Raw genomic sequence first — 22687 nt, 5'->3', positions numbered from 1 at the left:
CAACCGAGTATACTGAGAGATAGAATGTAGTGCTATCGCTGAATATAAGGCGATCGCACCTAAGCAATCACCAAATTCATAGCCATGACTTACAATACTCACCTTGATGATGATGAAGGCGGCTTAGACTTGGGGCGGCTGTTGGGGGCTGTTCGTCGGAAACTTTTACTGATTAGTGGAGTGACAATTGTGGTAGCTGGGGCGGCTGTCTACAAGGCTATTACTGATACACCCATCTATCAAGCTGAGTTGGAAATATTAACTCAGCCAGTCGCTATTTCTACTCAGGTAATTTCCTCTGCTAATCCCCAAACTCTTAGTCATCGAGAAGAAATCGTAGCTGTGACCCTGGACGCAGTACAACTTAAACTACTGACTAGCCCCAGGGTTATTGTTCCGATTGTAGAGGAACTTCAGTCTCAATATCCGGGTATTACTTATAAATTTATTGCCAGTAATCTGAGAATCAAGCCGACTCCTGAAAATATTTTAATAGTAGGATATCAGCACCCTAATAAAAATTTGGTTAAGTCGGTTTTAGATTTGGTTTCACAAGCATTTTTAAACTATAGCTTAGAAACCAGACAACAAGATATTCTCAAAGGTATTGAGTTTGTGGGTGAGCAAATACCACAATTACAACAAAGAGTTGATAATCAGCAAGAAAGACTACAGACTCTCCGCCAAACCAATAATCTGTTAAACCCGGAAACTGAGGGTAGTAAACTCTCAACTCAGGTAACGTCAATTGAACAACAACTTTTAGAAAATCAGCTGCAACTGGGTCAAGCTAAAGCCTTGTATGCGAACCTACAAAGGGAACTCGCTAATCAATCCCCGGAATATGCGGTGGCTTCTGTACTGATGGAAAGTCCCCGTTATCAAGAAATTATGAATCAACTGCGGGCTATAGATAATCAGATAGCTAAAGAGTCGGTTCTTTATTTAGAAGAAAGTCCAGAAATCAGCATTCTGCAAGAACAACGGGAAAGTTTATTGCCACTTTTACAAAGAGAAACCAACCGAGTTAGTCAAGAGTGGGCTAGTAAAATTCAAGACCTAGAAGAACGAAATCTGATTCTGCAAGATACCATAGATAGGATTAATGCAGAAGTTAAACAGCTTTCGGTAGTGAGTCGAGAATATACGGATATTCAGCGAGAGTTATTGATTGCTACGGATAACTTAAATCAGTTTTTGGCAAAACGGGAGGCTTTTAAAATTGATATGGCTCAAAGGGATGCTCCCTGGGAGTTATTAACTCCTCCGGGTGAACCTAAACCCTCTTCTGCAAGTCTCAAGAAAAATTTAGTTTTAGGGACGGCTTTGGGTTTGCTATTAGGATTAGGTTTGGCGCTGTTGGTAGACCAACTTAGCAATATGATTTACACGGTTAAGGAGGTTAAGGAGGCGACAAGGTTACCGATTTTGGGAGTTATTCCGTTTGACCGCCATTTGAAGTCTACAGTTTCACAGAATATTAATCCCGATGGTTATGCACTAGAAAATAGCGAAGATTTGGATTTGGGAGTTGGGTCAAGTAATCAGTCACAAGGAAATGTCATGTCGGCATTTTATGAGTCGTTTAGAAGCCTTTATACTAGCATTCGGCTGTTGAGTCCAGATCAACAAATTCGGTCTATGGTGATTAGTTCTTCTGTCCCTGGGGAAGGTAAATCTACAACTGCTATTTATCTGGCTTTGGCGGCGGCGGAACAAGGTAGAAAGGTGCTTTTGGTAGATAGTGACTTGCGATGTCCGAGTCTCCATCAGCAGTTGGGATTAATTAATATGCAGGGGTTGACTGATTTAATTTCTAGTGATGCTCTCGATATAGATATAGAGCGTGTAATTCAGCCCTATTTTTTGGAGAGTAATCTGTTTGTTTTAACATCAGGTTCAACTCCCCCTGACCCGATTAGGATTTTATCATCTCATAGGATGATTAATTTAATCCGAAAACTTGAGCAGGATTTTGATTTGGTGATTTATGATGCACCGCCTATGTTAGGATTAGCAGATGCTAACTTGCTGGCTTCGGAAACCAGTGGTATGGTGTTAGTAGCCAGTTTGGGTCGAATTAATCGTTCGGTTCTGGAAAATGCGATCGCTCAATTAAAAGAACACCCGAACATGAGCGCCCCCATTTTAGGAGTAGTTGCGAACCGTTCTCCTGAAGTTCCCCTCAGTTCTTATAGTTATAGTTTCAGTAATCCTCAATTCCGGCAAAATCCCCGAAATTGGACTCCTCAAAAGGTGAATAGTTCATCATCAATTGTAGGAACAGTTCCGAGAACAAATGCCAGAAAATCATAGCAAGTGTAGAGACAAGGGAGGCTTGTCTCTACGGGTGGGGGGGATTGGCTTTAATTAACTAACGGGCTGGTTTTGTTGATTAGGAAGCATCAGACTCCCGCAAGCGTTCCAACTCTTCCCTTAACTTAGCAATTTGAGAGGTGAGATTTTGGATTTCGGTGATTTCATTGGTTTGGGGGCTAGATACTTCAGACTCTGTGGAATCTGTAGGAGTAGTTATGTTTGAACTATCGACTTCACTGGACTGGGTGGATTCTGATTGAGAAAGGAGTGTATCGACAAAGCTGCGGGCTTCCTCTTCGGTGATAGCGCCTTTTTCCGCCCATTCTTGGGCGAGTTCATTTAACTGTGACTGGATAGTTTCCAGGTTGGCTTCCCGCTTTTGAGGGTCTTGGAGAATTTCAATCAGTGAGGATGTTGCGCCTAGGGTGACACGAAATCCTTGGTGTAGCATTTGGGTTAGGTTATCGACATTCATAAGTAGCAGAAAACTCGTCACGACAAGAAACAAGTGGCTAATTAGCGCGGATCTAGGATATATTCTAGCATTTGGCTCTAGTCTGGGGGGACTTACGCCAAAACTGGAGTGAATAGCGCGAATTTAGCCAACCTGTTCGAGGTATTGTTGCACATCATTAAGGATTTGGGTTAATTCAGCCTCCGTGGTAAGTTTAATGCGATCGTCGCGGAGGGTAATCAAGACTTTAGCAGCAAAGAGACTTGGCCAGATGTTGGGATTACAGAAGACTTCCAGAAAGACATCTCCGGTATACTGGTATTCCATCGACTTCTGGGGGGTGGGTCTACCTCCACCAGCGGTAGATTGAGCAGCCACTGCTATTAGCTTGGTTAACTCATTTAGGGCTGTTTGTAAGTTGGTGGCGGCGTGCGGGGTGAAGCGCAAGGCTACTGAGCCCTGTATTAAATTGAGAGTTAGAGGAGCAGCAGACATAATTTTAATGGTAGAATAATGATTACCTTAACAATTGTACCGATTAGCGATCGCCTCTTAATTATCCGATGTCGAGGTTTGGGGGGGATTGATGTTTACCGGAAAGTTTCGAGAGCGAATTTGAGGAAAATAGCAGGGTATCATCATGAGTGTGGATCACCGTTCCCAAGTGCGCCGGGTTCTGATTATCACCTTGGCTTTGAATTTATTAGTAATCGGGATTAAGGTAGCCCTAGGGGTGATCACTGGGTCTTTGAGTTTGTTGGCTGATGCTGTGCATAGTGTCACCGACGCGGCGAATAATGTGCTAGGATTGGTTGCTAATCATTTTGCTTCCCCACATCCCGATCGCGAACATCCCTACGGACACCAAAAATTTGATGCGGTGGGTGCTTTGGGAATTGCCGCTTTTTTGGGAATTGCCTGTTTTGAAATCCTCACCCGTGCTGTGGAACGTCTGCTAGACAGTGAAAATGACCCCGTGATCGTCTCTGTTGAACATTTATGGATTTTGTTGGTGGTCTTGGGTATTAATATTTTTATCGCTTATTATGAGCGGCGGGTGGGTAAGCGTCTAGGAAGTGCTTTCCTCGTGGCGGACGCTAAACATACTATGAGTGATATTTGGACGACAATTGTGGTGATCGCCGGATTAATTGGGGTGTGGCAGGGTAATGCTTGGGGTTTACCACAATTACAATTTTTGGATGTGGTGTTAGCGTTTCCGGTCGCTATTTTGGTGTTTCGCAGCGGGTGGGAGGTGATTAGCGATAATTTACCTTGGTTGGTGGATAGAATGGTGATCGCACCTGAACAAATTAAGCTGATTGCTATGTCTGTTCCCGGTGTCGTTAATTGTCATGCGATCGCCTCTCGCGGTATCATCGGACGGCAGGTTTTTATCGAAATGCACATGGTTGTCCGGGCTAAGGATGTAGAAACAGCCCATGACATTACTGAAGCCGTCGAAGCACAATTAGAAAAGCGCTATGGTCCGGCTCGTATTTTAATTCATGTGGAACCACCCGAATATAAATCAGATGTGATTACCTACGAGGAGCGATCGCCGACAGAGGACCAAGACGATAATTAACGGGAAATATCCGATTGATCGATATTCTCATCAACTTCCGGAAACCTGATAATGTCGTCCTCTCCCAAATATTCCCCATTCTGTACTTCAATCATTACTAGGGGAATCACTCCCGGATTATCTACCCGGTGGGGGGTATTCATCGGGACGTATGTAGACTGCTTCGCCGTGAGGATAATTTCTTCATCACCACATTTCACCTTCGCTGTTCCCGCCACTACAATCCAGTGTTCACTACGATGATAGTGCATTTGGGTACTGATATGATACCCCGGATTAATCACAATCCGATTGATCCGATAACGTTCCCCCTGTTCTAACAACATTACCTTACCCCAGGGGGGTGTCCGGGTCATTATCGGTGTTTGAGTTTCTGTTGGTTTGTCCGTTTTGGCTTTTCCCATTTTCCACGTCACGCCCAAAATACAAACTTCATTTTAACTCATATTTTCCCAACAATTTCGCTCCCATTGCCTCCCGTAAACCGTCAATTTTGCTTTACAGAACTTAACATCTACCCATTAGATGGGAAAGTCGATAGTAAATGTAGTCCAACCATTTTGACTGGTAACTTCAATTTTACCCTCAAGTTGTTCGATCAACTTTTCCACTAATGCTAACCCCAAACCAGTTCCCCCTTGTTTCCATGGGTCAGCATTTTGGACTCGATAGAATTTATCAAAAATGCGGGGTAATTCCTGTTCCGGTATTTGCGCTTGGTTAGCAATTTGCAACCGGAGTTTATGGGATACTTGTAAATCCGATTTAATGGGGAGCGTTTCTAATTTTAAATTAATCTCACCCCCTTCTATCGTGTACTTGCAAGCATTATTAAGTAGTTCTGCAATAATCCTTTCTAGGCTGCTAGTATTAGTGCGTACAGAGGGTAAGTCTGGCGGCAATTCCACATTCAAAACCAGCTTTCTTGAATTAGCCCTAGAATAAAAGGGTTGAGTGATTCGGGGTATCCAATTCACTAGATTTAACAGGTCTAAGCTGATGGGAATATTTTCTGCTTCTAGCTTCTGTAAATTTAGGAGGTCATTAATCAGGTTAGTTTCCCGGACACATTCATTTTCTAGGATGTCAAAATAAACTTGTTGACGTTGTGCTGTCGGAGCCAATTTTAGCATATAAATCGCCATTTTCATATTAGATAAAGGAGTCCTAAGTTCATGGGGAACTGTGCTGAGAAATTCATCTTTCAGGATGTTTAATTGTTGGAGTTCCTGCACTTTTCGCTGTAATTCTGCCGTGCGGTCAAGAACTTGTTTTTCTAGGTCAGTATTCAAGGCTTGAACTTGCTGATATAGTTGGGCTTGATAGATAGCGATCGCCAATTGGGTGGCTAATTGTTGAAGTAGGTTAGTTTCCGAGGGTAGCCAATGACGAGATTTTTGGCAGTGATGAACTTCAATGGTTCCCCAAAGTTGTCCATCCTGGATAATTGGAACTACCAAATAAGCGAGAATTTTTTTATCCGATAAAATCTGCAATTTTTCCTTAGATATTCGCGCTTTTTCGATATCTTCCACTATATAAATATTCTGGTCAAAAAAGGTATATTTATAATAATTAATCACCGATTCATTTAATCTATTTTCCGAGAGCGATCGCCATCCTTCTCCTACAGACTCCGCCACCAATTCCCCCACACCACTATTAAGTATTTGGTAAATAACCACCCGGTCGGAACTCAAAAAATCTCGCAACTCTGCTACTGTCGTATTTAGAATTTCATCTAAGTTCAAAGATTGATGAATTTGCAGAGATATTTTAGCTAGTAGCCGTTCTCTTTGCAATTGCTCCTGGAGTTGCGCCGTGCGTTCTTGCACCTGTTTTTCTAGTTTAATATTACGACTTCTCAGCAGTTCCATTTTCTCCGCTTGCAGTTTATATACAGACTGCTTAAGCTGTCTAATCACCCGATACATCTCCGTAGGATCGAGCATTCGCAACAGACTCATTTGGGTAATAATTCCCTGCAATTGTCCTTGGTTATTACTAACCAATAAACGCTGGAGTTGTCTGGCTTGCATTTCCTGATGAGCCAGCCATAATGAATCTTGAACTTTTAACGAAAATTGAGGAATCCCCATAATAGTGGCTGCCGTAGTTTCCGCTAAATTTAGCTGAAGAAATTGCGCTAAAACTATATCCTCAGCCGTGACAATACCCACAGGTTCTAATTTATGGGTAGCTAATTGATTATGAATAACAACGCAACCAATTGGATGAGTAGCCATCATTTGCGCCAACGTCAATACAGAAGTGTTGACCGGCGCGGTAAGAACGTCCGTAATTATCTCATCAGCTACCCGTCTAGTCCGCAAAATATTAGAAGGTTGCAAGACTTGACGAATTCTTGCCGGCGTGACTACTCCCACTAAATGACCTTGACTATTCACAACTGGTAGATGCAAAATTTGATGTTGTCGAAACATAGACAACGCCGTAAAGATATCCTGATCTTCCGACTCCGTTAGTTGACATATTGGAATTGACATAACCTCCCCAATTCTGATGTGATCCAGGGTGGCTTCTTCGGGATGATCTAAAATTCCCGTAGCAATTAGTTGTAATAAATTACGGGGCGTAAAAATCCCTAATAACGTTGATTGTTCTGGTGGTTGAGCCACCAATTCTGTACATAAGGGCGTGGGTTTATCAACCACCAATATACAGTTTGCTCGTATCCCCGTAGGCTGGATTAATGTTCTAGAATCAGATCTGTCTGGTTCTAGTCTGAGATCCTGGGGGAAGGGACAGTGATTTTGTAATTGGCTTATCAATGCGATCGCCTCTGCTACCGACGTATCGGGAGTGACTGCAACCGGATAGCGGTCTACCGCTTGTTCAAGGGCTGAGGAGTAATGGGGCGCAGGGTAAAGCATAACTGATACAATTGCACCGACGATTATTCATTATGGACTATTTCATCGGCAATTGGCTGCTAATTTCTGGTTGGGTCAAGCCCAATTATCCCTACTCCAGCAACCGAGATCCCTACTATTGGGCGGCGTTTGTTTTAATCGGTAATTGGCTGTAAGCCAGAAACCCGGTTTCTCGCCAGACTCAAAGAAACCCGGTTTCTTTGAGAAACCGGGTTTCTTTCACTCACCAGACTCAAAGAAACCCGGTTTATTTTTTGCTCACAAATGGGCTGGGTTTCCCATAATAGCTAATCATGGCTTGCTGCTTGGCGCGGGTGGCGGCGACGTGCAATAAACAGCGTTCCGCAGTAATAAAGCGGTCTTTGGAAACATCGCATCAATAGATAACCGACGCGATCGCCTCTAATTTAACAGCCGGAAATCAAGACTTGGGGGGTTTTGAGAATCCCCGCCACGAGTGGTGGTCTGGTAGGGATTCTTTCCCCACCGGGCAATATCGCCTACAAATATGGCGATTTTTTAGGAACGACTAATCATAAATCGAACCGTGTAATCCCAGGTAGACCAACCCACAAAGGTGTTTTTCTTAGACATCTTCCACTCCCGCACTTCATTAGCCGGTCCTACGGCAGAAATTTCCAATTCGCAAGCACCGAGCAAATCATCTTTGTCAAGACTTGCGAGAATGCCAACGCCAGTTGTTGCGGCTGAAAGAATCGTCCCAGCAAGGACTCCGTAGGGTCCGGCAGCAGATATAGCACTGGAAACCATACTGCTAATTGCTGTGATCGTATCACCGTACTTAGACCAGTCTTTTCCAGCATCTTCATCATAAGCTTTCAGTCCACCTTTGATGACTTGTCCTGGAAGAAGATTGCCGTCAAATAAAACGGAATCTTGGGGATTAAATTGCTTTCTTTGCTTGTCATTGATTTTGATAGGACGGGTCAAAATTGCTTTGGTGACGTCACCACCGACTAGGGCACCGACAAGATAAAAATCATCGGCTCCCGTAATATCTTCGGTATCGGCACAATACACATCAATTAATTCAATCCTGATACGAGTCATACATTTTTCCTTTGATTAGTTTGTCGAAGTAGAGATTTGTTTGATTCTTTTCTCCCTTCTACTAGAAGACGATGCTCTCTACCAATTTCTGAATTTATTTTTTTAATTTCTTTTTTTTCGCTGTTTTTGGCCCAAAAATCGAAAATAGCGATCGCTCCTTTACATGACCAGTGCCGGTGCCGGTAATTGGCCGTAAGCCAGAAGCCCGGTTTCTCACCGGACTCTTAGAAACCCGGTTTCTCACCAGACTCTTAGAAACCCGGTTTCTTTGAGAAACCGGGTTTATTTTTTTTTAAGAAATCGGGTTTATTTTTTTTCCATAAATGGGCTGGGTTTCCCATAATAGCTAATCAGGACTTGCTGCTTGGCGCGGGTGGCGGCGACGTGCAATAAACAGCGCTCTGCTGTGATAAAGCGGTCTTTGGAAACATCGTCTGGACAGTCGTTTAAACCGGTTTTTAGGGGTAAAATATCATCATTTAATCCCGGTAGCACAATCCAATCAAATTGTAAACCTTTTACTCGGTGCATTGTGCCGATGCGGATGCCTTCATCTAAGAGATTGTCCGGTTGATTTCGTTTAATTCGTTGCATCTTGATTGGATAATTGCCTAACGCTGACTCGTACTGTTCCATGAGAGATTGTGTGCGAAACACCATGCAAACTCGCGATGAATTGCGATCGCCAGTATTCCCCTGATTTTGCAAGGTTGTTAATAACTCTTGTAAATAGGAAATTTCCTGCTCAAAAGTCTTGAACCCCTTGACAATGGGGGCATCGCCGTGCATGATTGAACGGTAGTCTTGTAAAGAATCTACGCCGCCATCTAAATCATCGATCGCCAAATTTTCCAGAACCGCTGTCGCCCATTTGCGAGTTTCGTCCGTAGTGCGATAATTGAGGCGCAACTTCTTAGACCGTCCGCGAATATCAATATGGCAGTGGCTGAGGATGACAGTTTGCCCATAGATGCGTTGGTGGGCATCTCCGACCAAGAATATATCATTGGCTGTTGGGGGACCCGCGATCGCCCTAATTAACTCAAATGCCCCTTTACTCATATCCTGGGCTTCATCCACAATTACCGCTTTATAGGGGAGAATTTCTCGACCTTTGGCGCGAATAATCGAAATAGCATCATACATCGCGTCATTAGCCTCGCGGTATCCCGCTTCTCGTAGCAGGTTGCGATACTCCTCAAAAACCAGCCATATTCCTTGTCGCTGTTGACGACTCAAACGGGTTCCCCGACCAATGCGACGGGAACCTAGATAATCTCTGAGAGTTTGGCAGCGGTTTTGTTGTAGCACTTCCTGCCATTCTTCCCGATAAAAACTTAGGGGAAATCCTAATTCTGGCGGCGCTAAAGTATAGGCTTGTTGCCAGAGGTCATCCGTTTCGTTATTGTACACGATCCGGTTTTCGATGCCCTCCTCTTTGAGAAAACTTGTCACCCAAGAGTCTAGGTTAATTACCCGAATGCGTTTCATTACTTCCGGGGTGCAAATGGTTTTCAGGTTGTTTTCAATATCGATCGCTAAATTTCGGGTAAACGTCGTAAACAAAAGGCGATCGCTCGTTTTCGTCAAGCGATTTTCTGCCAACCATTTTGCCCGGTGCATCGCCACCACAGTTTTACCAGTCCCCGCCCCACCGAGTACCCTCACCGCCCCATTCCAGTCTCTTTCAACTAATTTCCGTTGGGTAGGATGAAGGAAAACCCGCCATTTTTCCAGGGGGGCTGCTAACATTTCCTCTAATTCTGTGTCATCGGTGACTACCATAAACCGAGAACGGCTGTCCTCATTGTCTAGGGCTGCTTCCAGGTTATCCGGGTCGATATTATCTTTGGGTTCTGGTCTTTCCAATTGTTGGAAAATATCCGGGAGGGGATAGCCAGCAGCTAACATAAAAATCCCGTCGCTGGCTTCCTTGGGGAGATGGGGCAAAAGTTCTTCCACATCGCGATCGCTCACAATTTCCCGCACTGCTGGGAGTAAAATTTCAGGAACCCCCAAACGCATTAAATCCCGATCGGCGATCGCATCAAAGCGTTTAGGTTGGGCTTCTGGTTGCTGGTGACTTTGCTTGAGTTTTTCCGTAGTCGCTTCTACTTGTTCAACATCGATAATTTGCACCGACCCAGAAACCTGGTTAATTTGGCAGACTTTTCGCCGCGCCCATTGATAAGCATCGTCATGTTGATCAACCCATAGCAATAGATAGGTATTCCCCGTTTCCGGTTTCAGTACGATCGCCCGATAATCTAAATCCACCCGCACAGATTTTAGTCGTTTGTCTCGACTCCCTTTAATCGATTCATAATTTAACCCCGACCGGGTAGGGCTTTGGCGAAAGCGATTGATAAATTCAGATACTTTGTTTTGGATTTTGCGTGGCAATTGATTGTGACTACTAAAAAAGTCATCAGCAATGGCTAGGCGAATCCCATGATCTAAGTTCATAATTATTAATTGTTAATTTTTTTAAGAAGTCTTCGACTAGATAAGACCGCCAACCGGCGGCGATAAAGGCTTCGTTGTCTTCGGGGGTGAGGGTGACCACGATTTGGGTCTCCTCCCAGGCGAGTTCCCCGATCGCTTTGACGCTACCACGATCGCTTAATAGTTCATATCCCGCTTGGGGGAGGGGCCAGTTTTCCTGACTCATGCGATCAATGGCGGGAAAAAGACTTTCTTCGATCACTAATTCCCTTAACTCCTCCCAACGGGGGTCAGTGTTTTCTAGGGGAGACTGGACTATAGACCCTGGAGTAGCTAGGGATATCTCTGGGGCGGCGTTGGTCGTAATGGCGTAAAAATGGGGGAGGAATTGGTATAAATTCAGCGATCGCAATGCTTCCCGCCAACTTCCGGGGTCTTCCTGTTGGTCGTCTAACTCTAAGCAGACGAGGCTACCTGTCGCGTTTTTTTCGTGGTTACGCTTCAGGTCTACTAGCGTAAAAATCTGTAATGACTCCGAAATACATACCTCCCCAATGACGTATGTGGGCGGAACTTCCCAAAGGGCGATCGCTTCTGGAGATAGGCGAGTTTCCATCCTCCCTAGAAATTCTGGTGACTTATTATTGGCGGGACTCCCTTGGGCTAGAGTTCGCAATAACGCCCACCTTTGCCAATTTTGCGCCTGGGGTTGGTCTAAATAACTCATTAGCCATGCAAAACTATCCTGGCTTTCCAGGAGTTGCATTCCCTCGCAGTCATATCGCTTATAAAATGAGCCCCCGCATTTCCGGAATTTATCGTTATTTAAGTCCTGACGGAAACTGTCCGGCGGCGGGTTTGTGGTGCGGTGGCTGCGGTTAACCTGTTTCATCACATCATCCCACGTTAACGACCAACACCAAAATCGACCACTACGGACGATCGCCTGACGTTGTTGGAAGTCTTCCTTAATGCGATCGCGATGATATTCCCAACCGTCTGTAAATACCACCACTGGTAAACTCTCCACCCGACTCGAAGCCGGACGCATGATAAAATCCGCCCGACAGGGAATGGTTACACCATCTTTTTCGTCCAGCGTTACTTGAGTTTCCACAATCCAAGCACTATTTTTTAGTTTGATAAAATAGGCTGTTTTACCATCAATAATCTCTGGTTTCAGCACTAAATCAGTTCGCATTGATAGCGCCTTGATAAAGTTCCTCTCTAGTTCACTCTCTAAATTGCTATTAACTCGAATCGCTGATAAACCTTCCGAATGGTCTTTTAATTCACTCCAATGATTCAGTAATTTTCCCAGTAAACTCTCCGCCTTTTTCCGGCTGGTATAGTCTTTATAAAAACTATTCCGATAAGCAAAAATACATTGATAGCACCCGTCTTGATGCCTTTCTTTGCAACTACAGGTTCTCATCTTTTCCAAGGCTTGCAGAAATACCTCTTGTAATTCCTGCGGCTGGCGAATTAATTGCCGCAGATATCCCGTCCCTCCCGGTATGCTATCGAACAGATATAAAAACGATTTGCGGAGGTTGCTTTCCGGTTGCGGTTCTTCGCTAATGGTCGTGCGGAGGTGGTCTACTTTCCCCCGAAACTTCTCTTTTAAGCCTAATTGGAGCGCTGCAATAAACGAGTGCAAACCTTCCGGAGTCCAGAAACTTTCATCCGGCATTAAAAACCGGATTGATTCTGATTCAAATTCCCGGTAAAGATACAGCACCTCGATAGTTTTTACCTGGTCGGGTTTGTCCCGCCACTGACAGCTAATCGCGTGATTTTGGGCGTGGTCCTTATTCCTATCTATTACTTTACCACAACTGCGGCAAACTGTAAACCCTTTTGTCGTAAATTTTTTACCCGCAATTTCCACCGTTTCCCCCGTGGACAAAGACTCGCCTAGGTTGATTTCGCGGAACTTCGTGCGGGAAATATACTCGAACCCAAAGGGAAACTCTGGGTGATTAATCAAAAAAGTTTGTTCGCGGAATTCCGGCAAAAAATCCACTAATAACTGTTTCTCGAAAAATTCGATTTTGCGGTCTTCACTATCATCAGTTAGGCGACTTGTCTGGTCGGCAGTAGTTGCCATAACTTGCCGTAACCGCAGCATAGTACGCAACCTGCCTTTATCACTCCATAGGGTATCATTACATCGCGGGCAGGTTTTTTGATGGGCTTCTGGTTGAAAACTCTCCGTTGCATAACTACAACTTCGACAAATTCGCCACTCTTGCGGCTCCGATAATTTGAGGTCTATTTGGTCAACCTTTACTCGTCTTCCTTCCGCATAGAAAACCCCGCTGGGTACTAATTCTCTAATCGCCACCTGGCTGGGGCGTTCATAGGTCATGGTTAGCACCTCATAACGCTTACCATTCGCCCCTTGTTTTGGCCGCAGTTTCCGCAAAACCATTGACCGTAAAGTTACTCCCGCTTCCGGGAAAGCATAGTTGGGGAGCAGTCCCTCGTCCGTCAGAAAGTTAAAGATATTTTTGTTGTTGATATCTCGGATAATTTCCCGGAGTCCCTCTTTTTCTTGTTCCATTTCTGCCAGCTTGTCCGGGTCTTGCAGGTGGGTGGGTTCCCCTTTTTGGGCTTTGATTTTTTTGGTGAGGTTGACGATCGCATTACTAAAACGATGTCGTTCTTTTTTCATGCCTTCTAGGCGGTTCAAAATGCGCCAGCCTAGTCCGCCGATTTCCCCTTGTCCCTGGTGCATGAACTCCTCAATTTGGGCTTGAGTTTCTGGCGTAATGGTATCCGCGAATAAATCTATAAATTCCCTCAGTAATTCCCCTTGCTGGCTGTCAATGAACCTTAGCCAATTGTAAGGAAATCGATTTTGGGCTTGATTTTGCAGATGGTTTAGGATATCATTAAGTTGGGGAGAGAATCCTTCCGAGTCTAACCCACTTGCCACCCAATTATCTAGGCAAAACGCCGTCAGTTGTCTCTCTAAAATCGCCGCCGCGTTTAGATAGCATCCCGAAGCCTCTATCCCCCCTTCTAGCATTTGGGCGGGGTCGCTGTAGAAGAATAAATCGTGAGGTTTGGCGTTGGCAATTACTCCCACTAACGCATTACCGTCTCGTCGTCCCGCGCGACCAATTCGCTGCTGGTAGTTGGCAACGTTGGGGGGGAGAGAACACAGGAAAACACTGGAGAGGTCGCCAATATTAATCCCCATTTCTAACGTCGAAGTCGCCGAAATTAAGTTAGGATCACAATAGCGATCGCTCTGGATAAAACGGTGTTCTAAACGTTCGCGGGTAGTGCGGCTTAAAAGTCCCGTATGTTCCGCCGCCACAATGCGACGAACTTCTCCCTGTTGATACATTTGGCGATAGTAGACTAAACCGGGGCGTTGGTCGTCTTCGTGGTAATGTCCCTGACAGCCTAAGCTGCGACAAGTGTCCGGTAAGTGGGAAGAAGTCCGAGAATGGGTGATTTGATGATAACAGCGATCGCAAGTAAGAACCTTTCCCCCTGGGTTAATTATAATCGCAGCCATGGGGATACCCCAAGCGCGACCTTGACCGCAAAAATGAGACTCTAGCAACTTCGCCCCCACCAAAGTCTCTAGGGTGAAGTGTAATATATCAATCAGTTGTTCCTTCAGTAGCAGCGTGTGGGGAGCAAATACTCGCATAGTCCAATCTTCGCACCAACTGTCTCTGTTTTTCCCAGAGATCACCCTTTCAAACTGCTTAGTTTTCGCCGCCGCATTTACCAGAAATTTCGGCGCGGGGACAGAAGGACCCACCCCTGGCATATAAACTAATTTAGACAAAAGATATGTTTCGCCGCCACTGCTGATATAATTGCCTTGGGTGACAGGTTGCACAATCCCTCCCCGGTGGCGGAGATGATGCAATAAACCCACGATTAACTCCCTTACCCGGTCCTCACTCACTGTCCGCAGCGCTTCTATTTCATTACTCAGCTTTTGGTGTAGCGTCTTAGTCGCAGCCGTCAGGAATTGGGGGTTAAAGCTGACACTAGCGACCCCGCTGCGTTCCAAAGACGGACCGATCGCCCCTCGGTGTCCGAATTGCGTCACAATTTCCCACACCAGGCGCTTTTCGACTAACTCCAGTAAGTCCGGTAAAGCCGTGTGGGGGTCTAATTTAGACCGATCGCCATTTAGGAAGTCGTCCCACTCCCGCAACCATTGCAGGTCTGTCGGTAGGAAAGTCGCGATATAATTTTCTGGGATGGGGATTTTTTCCCGCCAATAGTCCGCAAAGCGATCGCATAATTCCTGCAAAGTCAGGGGATGTTGAGATTCTCGCACTAATTGGAAAATTGACGTGCGTAATGTGCTACGATAGGTGCGGGCGTTGTAAAATCCAGCCCTGTGAGCAGCATCTTGTACCGAGTCCGAAAAGGTGAGTAGTTTCTTGTCCTGATTGAACGGTGTCGTGTACAAGATGCCAATACTAGCGCTCGTCAGGCTGGCTGCTTGTGCGCCCAAAATTGATAAGCCGTTCGAGTTGCCACAGAAAGGGCAGTCATGGTTAGATATTAACTGTTCCTGTCCGTTTCGGGTTACTGTTTGCGTCACCTCCGGGACTAACACCGGGATTAAATTATCCGCGTTGTTTTCCTTATGACAACCCTTACAGAATTCCACCGAAGTTGGGTTAACCGTGAGACAGTGACGACAGAGGAGTTGAGTTTCCTCGTGAGACTCGTCGCAGGGAAACAGGAAGGACACTAACGGCTTCTGGCTGAAAAACGCTTGATAGAAGCCACGCAGGTCGTTGGGGATAAGTTTATTATTAATCGTGGAATGGCGCACACCACCCCAACCCGTCGCCCCACAGTCGCGACAGTGCATGACCGGTAAGGTTTTCTGATTTTGGCGTAACTCTGGGGTGAGGTCGTCCGAGAAAGCAAGTTCCGGCTGCGACTCCACAGAAGCCACCATACGCTTGAGTTCCCGAAACCAGACCTGTACCCGTAATGTCACCCAAGGGGCTATGATTATTGTACCATTGGGGTTGTCAATTTGGCAACGTGCCGCGCTAATTAAGGCGAAAATGCTATCCAGGAGAAGATAGCAATATTCTGGGTGTTGTTTGACCGGGAAGTGGAGACGGCTACCAATGCGATCGAGAATTTCCTCGTAGGTGCAGGATTTTTCCTTTAAAACCCTGATTAAATTATGGATAATTGGGAGGCTTTTTAGTTCCTTCCCTAATTCTACCCGCCACTGGTCGTCTATGGGTTTATTAATAAAAGTATCCGTTTCTGTAGTCGGGTTTAACCAAAGTTGCGCTTGAGTTTGTAGATAGTTTTCCGGGTCGGTGTAGTTGTCCGGTTGCAGTTTTTCCCAGTCCTCTAACCTCGGTAGGGGGAGGACGTTTAATAAAGCATTCCCCAAAAATTCCCCATCACTTAGGCGGTCTTCTTCAATTAAAGCCGCCGCCTCAAACTCTTCTTTAAAGATAGTTTTACTATAGGCTAAGATTTCCGTTTTATCACTTTTGTTCCCCAAAGTCGCCGAAGTTCCCACACAAGCCAAATGTCCTGGGGGAGTTTGGAGGCGGTGTTTTAGGCGACGCAACAAACAAGCCAAGTCCGTCCCCTGTGCGCCATCAAAAGTATGGAATTCATCAACTACCAAATAGCGCAAAGTTTCCGGTTCATTATTTGTCCATAAAGCTTGAAGGTCTGGTCGAATTAGCAGATAGTCCAACATTTTATAGTTAGTCAGCAGGATATCTGGGGGAGACTTTCGCAACATCTCTTTATCAGTAATCACCTTTTCTGGGGTCATCACCCGCGTAGGTTTTTCGTCTTTTTCCCCTACATATAACCCAGCCGTAACCTGACCTTTTAGCGAGGGAGTTTGCTCAATTATTTGGGCGATACGTTTACTTTGGTCCGTCGCTAAAGCGTTCATAGGATAAATTAAAATCGCTTTTATCCCCGGTTTATTCCCCTGTTGGCGACAATGTTCTAGGAGGGGAATTAAGAAACATTCCGTTTTCCCCGAACCCGTCCCCGTGGCGATTATAGTTGACTGATAGTTAGGGGGACTGAGGCGATTAAAAGCGCGTTCTTGGTGCAAAAACGGGATAAAACCCAGGGGAATTTCCGGGAAATAGTCCCCGCCAATTGTACCCTGTCGAAACGGTAAACCCACCGAAACATAAGGTCCGCGATAGAGGTTATTAGCCGTTTTCAGGAATCGTTCAATCAACCCATTAAACCCTGGCGTTGTCGGTCGAAAGGTGGTTATCAAATAGTCAGAAACACAGTTCCTAATTTGGGCAGCTACAACTGAAGGAAACATCTCTCTTCTCTTAATTAATAATTAATAATTAACAATTAACAATTGGGGGATAAGAAACCCGGTTTCTCGGCTTCTCGAGGATAAGAAACCCGGTTTCTCAAAGAAACCCGGTTTCTCGGCTTCTCGAAAAAGAAACCCGGTTTCCGGGTGGTCTTAATTAATAACCAATAATTAACAATTGGGGGGAAGAAACCGGGTTTATCGGCTCCTGGGGGGATAAGAAACCCCGTTTCTCCAAGGACGAAAAAGAAACCCGGTTTCTCAAAGAAACCCGGTTTATAGGCTGCTGGAGTAAGAAAGGAGGTTTCCGGGGTGGCTGGTGGAGGGATAAAGAAACCCCGTTTCTCAAAGAAACCCGGTTTATAGGCTGCTGGAGTAAGAAAGGAGGTTTCCGGGGTGGCTGGTGGAGGGATAAAGAAACCCCGTTTCTCAAAGAAACCCGGTTTATAGGCTGCTGGAATAAAGGGTCTTTGACAATTTGCCGATAGTGTGTTATGGTGTCCATAATCGAATCTCCTCTAAATCAATTATTAATTGTTAATTGTTTCCACGCCGTGCGGTAGTCCTCAATACGATCGCATAATATAAAAGGCGCTTCGTAGGCGATTTTCCGAGTCGTTGGACCCTGGGGGAGCGTGTCGTCGGTAACCGTTACTTCTATGATACCACTTTCCAGGTCTTTGATGTCTTCCCAACCGATGATTTCCTTTTTCGCGTTCCCTTTGCGCGGTAAACCTACCCCCGTTAACCCTTTGCTGCTCGTGAACACTATTCTACCATTCATATCATAATAGGTTTCCTTTTCATATTGCTGCATCACCGGGAATTGTACCCTGTATAACGTGATGAGTTCCTCTAGGGTTAACCCTAACGACATGGCTGCTAATACGTCTATTTCTACTAACGCTTGACGACGTTCGTAGTCACTCCGCAAGGCGTTATTTCTTTGCCATTCTGGGGTTAAATGACGGAAAAAGTTTTGATTCAGTCGCCGGTCTTCCCCTTTTGTCCATCTCTCTTCACCGTATCCTTCCTCCCAGCATTCTTCCCATAATTCACCATAATACACTGTTAGGCAATTTAACGCTAGAGTGCGAACTCGTAAAGCTGGTTTAAGTGTAAAGTTTTCTGGAATTAAAGGCAGAAGTTTTAAAATATTTTGATTTGCATGACCCATTCCAGTTGTTTTCACAAAGAAATCAATGGTAAGGCTCATTCCCATAGCCAGAAAGTCAACGGCTTTGATTGTCTCTTGAAAACTTGTTCCTATACAGGTATGAACATGAGCAATACCTGGAGGCATCATAACAGAAATAAAGGTTCTTTCTCCTGATTGACTAAGCATTTCCCGGCTAACTACCCGATAAAACTCAGTGACGGGTTTTTGGTCATCCCAGGGAACGCAGGGAGTGCGACGACGGTATTCAGCAGGGGAACAGTCCGGGACGTAGTTAGTGCGCGGTAGATAGTCGTCGGGAATTGCCGTTAAATCAATAATATCATAAGCGCGGTGAGTATTACAAACTTTTTTCGGAGTTTGAAATAATGGTGTTCCGACAAAGAAATGGGGTCCTGATAAAATCAGGTCTTGGGGAGACTTCGCAAACTGAGTATCTCGGCGAATTGTCTTATCTTGTTGAGCATTAGTTTCATTCCAATGCTGAGTTGCATAAACTTCACCTTGTAAATTACCCAGTCGCTGTTCTTGGGTGGCAAACTTTTCTAATACACTGACTAAGTTTTGCGAATGTAAAGTTGGTAGTCGCGCTTCCTCGGCGGGGGTTCCTTCCGCATCATATAATCTCGCAAATAGCTGTAAGGTCTCGGAATTAACGCTAATAATTCGGCTAGGATGACCTTTGGTTTCCCATTTGCCGTTATCATTTTTAATCCCTGGAATCAAACCAATTACCGGAGACTCAAAACATTCAAAAATGGTATTAGGACTAAAAACATTAGCAATATTGACAAAGCGAATATTTTTTGTGTTGTGGCTAGATGGATTTTGATAAATGTTGATGCTAAATTTAACTCGATTTCCAATATCAGAAAAAAGTTTAAATTCATTTTGAAACTGAAAATGTCCTATTAAGTGCCGATATAATTCCCGGCGCAAAGTTCCGCCTTTGGGGTCATCATAAACCCCTTCTGGGTGTAAGAAACCCGACACCCCGCCAGACTTGCCAAAATTCCAGGCTTGGGGAAGGAAACACTTAAATAAGTTGGCTTTCTGACCCTGTAATAAATGATAATTTTGCACCGCGTTGAGGAAATTCTGGGTTCCGTGTGACTCTTCATACTCCTGAAGATATGCCGCTTGTAACTTTGGGTATTTACTAAATAAATCTTCCCGCCGTTTCGCCAACTCACTCGCCGATAACTTTCTAATCACCGTCAACGGGTCATAGTCCCCCAATATATCCCCTTCTTGCCATTCTATCTTCACCCAGGGAGGGTTACCAATCATTAAATCAAACCCGCCTCTCTCTAGGAAAATATCCGCAAATTCCAACTCCCAATGGAAAAACTTATAAGTTTCCGCCAAAGTTTCCACCAACTGCAACCGAGGCGAAAAACCCTTGAACTTCTCCAAGTCCACAAAACCAAATTTCTTAATAAAATCCTCCGCTTGCTGGGGTGTTTGAGTTTCCGGGAATAAAGATAACTGTTGGGAGGGTACCATTTCCGTCACCCCTAAAATCATCCCTATGTCGCTGAAAAACTCCTCCCGACTCGGTAAGTTTTCCGCCTCCTCTAGCGACCAAAACCATAAACTGCACCAATAGTCCATCACCAACTTTAGCCGCCGATAAGCCGATGAATTACTCACCCCCCGCGAGAGTTTCTCCTGTTCGTAGATTTTATCTTTTTGTGCTAGGGGAACTTCCCGTTTCTCCTGTTCCGGTTGTCCCCACACCGTCAAGCTGTCCGTAGTCCGTTGGCGAATTATGGCTAATTCCTTCGCGTAAGTATGCCACAGTTCATCAATGCGAGTTGATAGGTATGTTCCATAGTCCGCTTGGTCGGCATTTAGGGGAGTTTTGATAAATTCTTTCTGCCATTGGTTAATCTGTTTTATGGCTTCGGGGGTGAGTTTTTTAATCACTTTATCCGTATAATTAGCCATACCTGGGTCCCCTAACAAAAAGTGAAAAATACCGTCTGCGGGGAAGGTTTCTCCCAGGGGTATCCGTGACGGCGGCATTTCCCACCAGGAGAGGTTTTTTTTGCCTTGACTCACCTTTTGGCGGGGGTATATTTGTCGTCTCGCACCCACCAGGGAGTTACCACAATGCAATTGCAAGCCAAACCAGGGGACGAATATTTGGTCGCTGTCTTTTTCCCCATAGATACAATTTAACCACAGGGAAACCTCGGCTAATTCCATGGCTATGGGGTTTTTATCAATGCCAAATACATTGCGGTCAGCCAGCAGCATTTTGACTTTCTGCTTCTCTAAGGTGATGTTTTCATGGGGTATCCGTTGATTAAGTTCCTCCTCTTTTCGCTGTAAATAAGCCTCGGCTAATTGAGTTATAGCTTCATTCAAAAAAGCCGCACTTCCCATAGCTGGTTCGCAGACGGTTAACTTTAAAATATCGTCAGCGGTCTTGTCCGCTAAAAGTTCTTGGAGAGCATATTTGACCAAACATTTGGTTAAGGTTTGGGGAGTGTAATAACTGGCACTTTTTTGGCGGTCTCTTCCCGCTAACCGAAACAAAAATTTCCCTTTCTCATGTTTGCGGGGAGTTTTTCCGGTCTGGGGGTCTGTCACCAACTCCTCCGTTTTTAACTCCTCCAAACGGTCAGCGGGAACAAAATAAGCCACCTCTAATTCACTGCGTGGTTGGGAACCTTTCGCCGCTTTGGGTTTAACTGTGGGTTGGTCTTCGTCCTCGTCTTCGGTGTCTGTCTTGGTAGAGGTTTTTTTGGCGGCGGGTTGAACTTCGTAGAGGTTTTCCTCGGCGAAAAAAGCCGATAAACTCAATAAACCCTCGTAAACTTCCCCTAACTGGTTAACCCCCAATTGCGCGTAGCTAATGCGTCCCCGTCGTCCTTGTCCTGACCGCGACAAAGACATCAATTCCAAGACTTTCTGTAGGACGGAATTGCGAAACCTGACTCCGTTTAACATGGAGGTATATTCGGGGTCAAACAGATGACTTTTTAAGGCGGGTAAACGGAAGGTATTATAAATGGCTGTTTTCTTCTGCAAAAGTTCGGCTTGTTTATGGTCTTCTTCAGGATATCCAAACCACAACAATTTAAATAAACGACGAATAGAGGTATCTATATAATAGCCTTCCGAGTCCTCGGAAGAAAGTAACTCCACCTGTTCCAAGTCTCGCAGGGTTTCTAAACTATATCCCTCCCGATAAACATCAGAACCCATGGGAGCATAACCTAACTCGGGTCGCGCTTCAATATAAAAGATAAATAGCAGTCGATAAACCCACCGCAAACACTGGATTTTTAACAGGTTGGGGTCAATTTCCTGTTCTCCCTTTTGGGTTTGTTCCTGGGTGGAATAAACCCCCTTTTTACCGACTGTCCGCCGATAATAAATAAACTCGTTTCCCAAAAGTTCGATCGCCTCCCGTAAGGCAAATTTCAAGTCTTCGGAAACGCTATAAGTATGGCGGTGACTATTTTCATCAAGGGTATCTAACAACGCCATTCCTTCGGCTGGACAAATGCGATCGCGGTGTAACAGGGTAGCGGTAGCGAACAAAGAATGGCGATCGCGATCGGCTAAAATCTGCTCTAAATCAAACCTTAACAACCGGGAAGCATTCCATTTATAACGGTCAATTAAAGCTATCTGGTCTACACTAATTAATAGCACCCAGCGGGGGGGTTCATTTTGACCAAAAACCACATCAGTTACGATATCTTCCAGGGTAGAATTTAGCCAGTTTTCTGGAGAGCGATCGACCCGAAATTCCGGGAAATCTTGACCTTGAATAGGGTCAAATTCCAGGGAGAGAATATCGAGAGGTTCTCCGGTAGGATTAAACCCTTCCAAAACCCACAAATTTGGCATTCCAGAACTCTGTCTAACTTCCGCCAAAATCGGGAGCAAGGTATCATTATCCAACCACTTTAACCCCGGTTCCCACTGATACCCCAAAACCTCCAAAACCTGCCGAAAAAACTGCCGTTGCTGACCGAGAATTTCAGTTTTATCTATATTAATAGTTTGGGTGCGAGTTTTGAGGCGAAAATAATCTCCCCGCAGCCTCCCCAAAGCCTGGGACGGCGGCTCTTGATTGGTCCCCACCTCGGAGGCGATCGTCTTTAGGTCTTCGGTTAAAATTGCATCCAAATAATAGGCGGCATAAAATTCATTTTCGTTAGCAATTCCGATTAACATAATATTCGATAACCCCGGCTTATAGTCAAAGAAACCCTGTAAATTTTCATTTTACACTACTCACGACCAACAAGAAACCCGGTTTCTCAAAGAAACCGGGTTTCTAGACCTCTCCACCAAGAAACCCGGTTTCTCAAAGAAACCGGGTTTCTAGACCTCTCCACAAAGAAACCCGGTTTCTCGAAGAAACCGGGTTTCTAGACCTCTCCAACAAGAAACC

The 22687-nt window shown here is 45.0% G+C and carries 11 protein-coding genes; 2 read left to right on the top strand and 9 right to left on the bottom strand.

Translation table 11 applies throughout. The features are described from left to right. Positions 1-84 precede the first annotated feature (84 nt). The gene (locus tag P5683_RS00635) at positions 85-2316 is read left to right on the top strand and encodes a polysaccharide biosynthesis tyrosine autokinase (protein WP_006622951.1); all 2232 of its coding nucleotides are present in this window, start codon (positions 85-87) and stop codon (positions 2314-2316) included. Positions 2317-2395: 79 nt separating this feature from the next. On the opposite strand, the gene P5683_RS00630 is transcribed toward P5683_RS00635, so the two are convergent. Both P5683_RS00630 and P5683_RS00625 read right to left on the bottom strand, forming a co-directional pair. Beyond that, entirely contained in the window at positions 2396-2794 is a 399-nt protein-coding gene (locus P5683_RS00630) for a hypothetical protein (RefSeq protein ID WP_006622950.1), read from the bottom strand. A gap of 123 nt (positions 2795-2917) precedes the next feature. Then, entirely contained in the window at positions 2918-3268 is a 351-nt protein-coding gene (locus tag P5683_RS00625; protein WP_006622947.1) for a hypothetical protein, read from the bottom strand. A gap of 145 nt (positions 3269-3413) precedes the next feature. On the opposite strand from P5683_RS00625, the gene P5683_RS00620 reads away from it, so the two are divergent. Beyond that, complete coding sequence (locus tag P5683_RS00620) at positions 3414-4361, top strand: cation diffusion facilitator family transporter (RefSeq protein ID WP_006622945.1); 948 nt, start codon at positions 3414-3416, stop codon at positions 4359-4361. Here P5683_RS00620 and P5683_RS00615 read toward each other — a convergent pair. The 7 genes from P5683_RS00615 to P5683_RS00585 all read right to left on the bottom strand — a co-directional run bounded on the left by P5683_RS00615 (position 4358) and on the right by P5683_RS00585 (position 22467). After that, positions 4358-4765: a phosphomannose isomerase type II C-terminal cupin domain gene (locus tag P5683_RS00615; protein ID WP_006622943.1), complete on the bottom strand. Its 408-nt coding sequence runs from the start codon at positions 4763-4765 to the stop codon at positions 4358-4360. The genes P5683_RS00620 and P5683_RS00615 overlap by 4 nt on opposite strands. A 117-nt stretch (positions 4766-4882) precedes the next feature. Then, a complete protein-coding gene (locus P5683_RS00610) occupies positions 4883-7255 on the bottom strand; it encodes a CBS domain-containing protein (protein WP_187757651.1) in 2373 nt (790 codons plus the stop codon). A 519-nt stretch (positions 7256-7774) separates the two neighbouring features. Then, positions 7775-8326, bottom strand: coding sequence for a hypothetical protein (locus P5683_RS00605; protein WP_046318747.1), 552 nt, complete (start codon positions 8324-8326; stop codon positions 7775-7777). Positions 8327-8632: 306 nt separating this feature from the next. Further along, on the bottom strand, positions 8633-10792 hold the full coding sequence (locus P5683_RS00600; RefSeq protein ID WP_006668285.1) for a UvrD-helicase domain-containing protein: 2160 nt from the start codon (positions 10790-10792) through the stop codon (positions 8633-8635). Beyond that, positions 10755-17093, bottom strand: a complete 6339-nt coding sequence (locus P5683_RS00595) for a DEAD/DEAH box helicase (protein WP_315641720.1) — start codon at positions 17091-17093, stop codon at positions 10755-10757. Before P5683_RS00595 ends, P5683_RS00600 begins: the two co-directional genes overlap by 38 nt. Before the next feature lie 157 nt (positions 17094-17250). Then, on the bottom strand, positions 17251-17598 hold the full coding sequence (locus P5683_RS00590; protein WP_035759013.1) for a hypothetical protein: 348 nt from the start codon (positions 17596-17598) through the stop codon (positions 17251-17253). Between the two features lie 18 nt (positions 17599-17616). Then, positions 17617-22467, bottom strand: a complete 4851-nt coding sequence (locus tag P5683_RS00585; RefSeq protein WP_315638553.1) for an Eco57I restriction-modification methylase domain-containing protein — start codon at positions 22465-22467, stop codon at positions 17617-17619. Positions 22468-22687 lie beyond the last annotated feature (220 nt).

It is taken from the genome of Limnospira sp. PMC 1279.21, assembly GCF_032349615.1.
Lineage (GTDB): Bacteria > Cyanobacteriota > Cyanobacteriia > Cyanobacteriales > Microcoleaceae > Limnospira > Limnospira fusiformis.
This window is presented reverse-complemented; position numbering and strand designations above follow the sequence as displayed.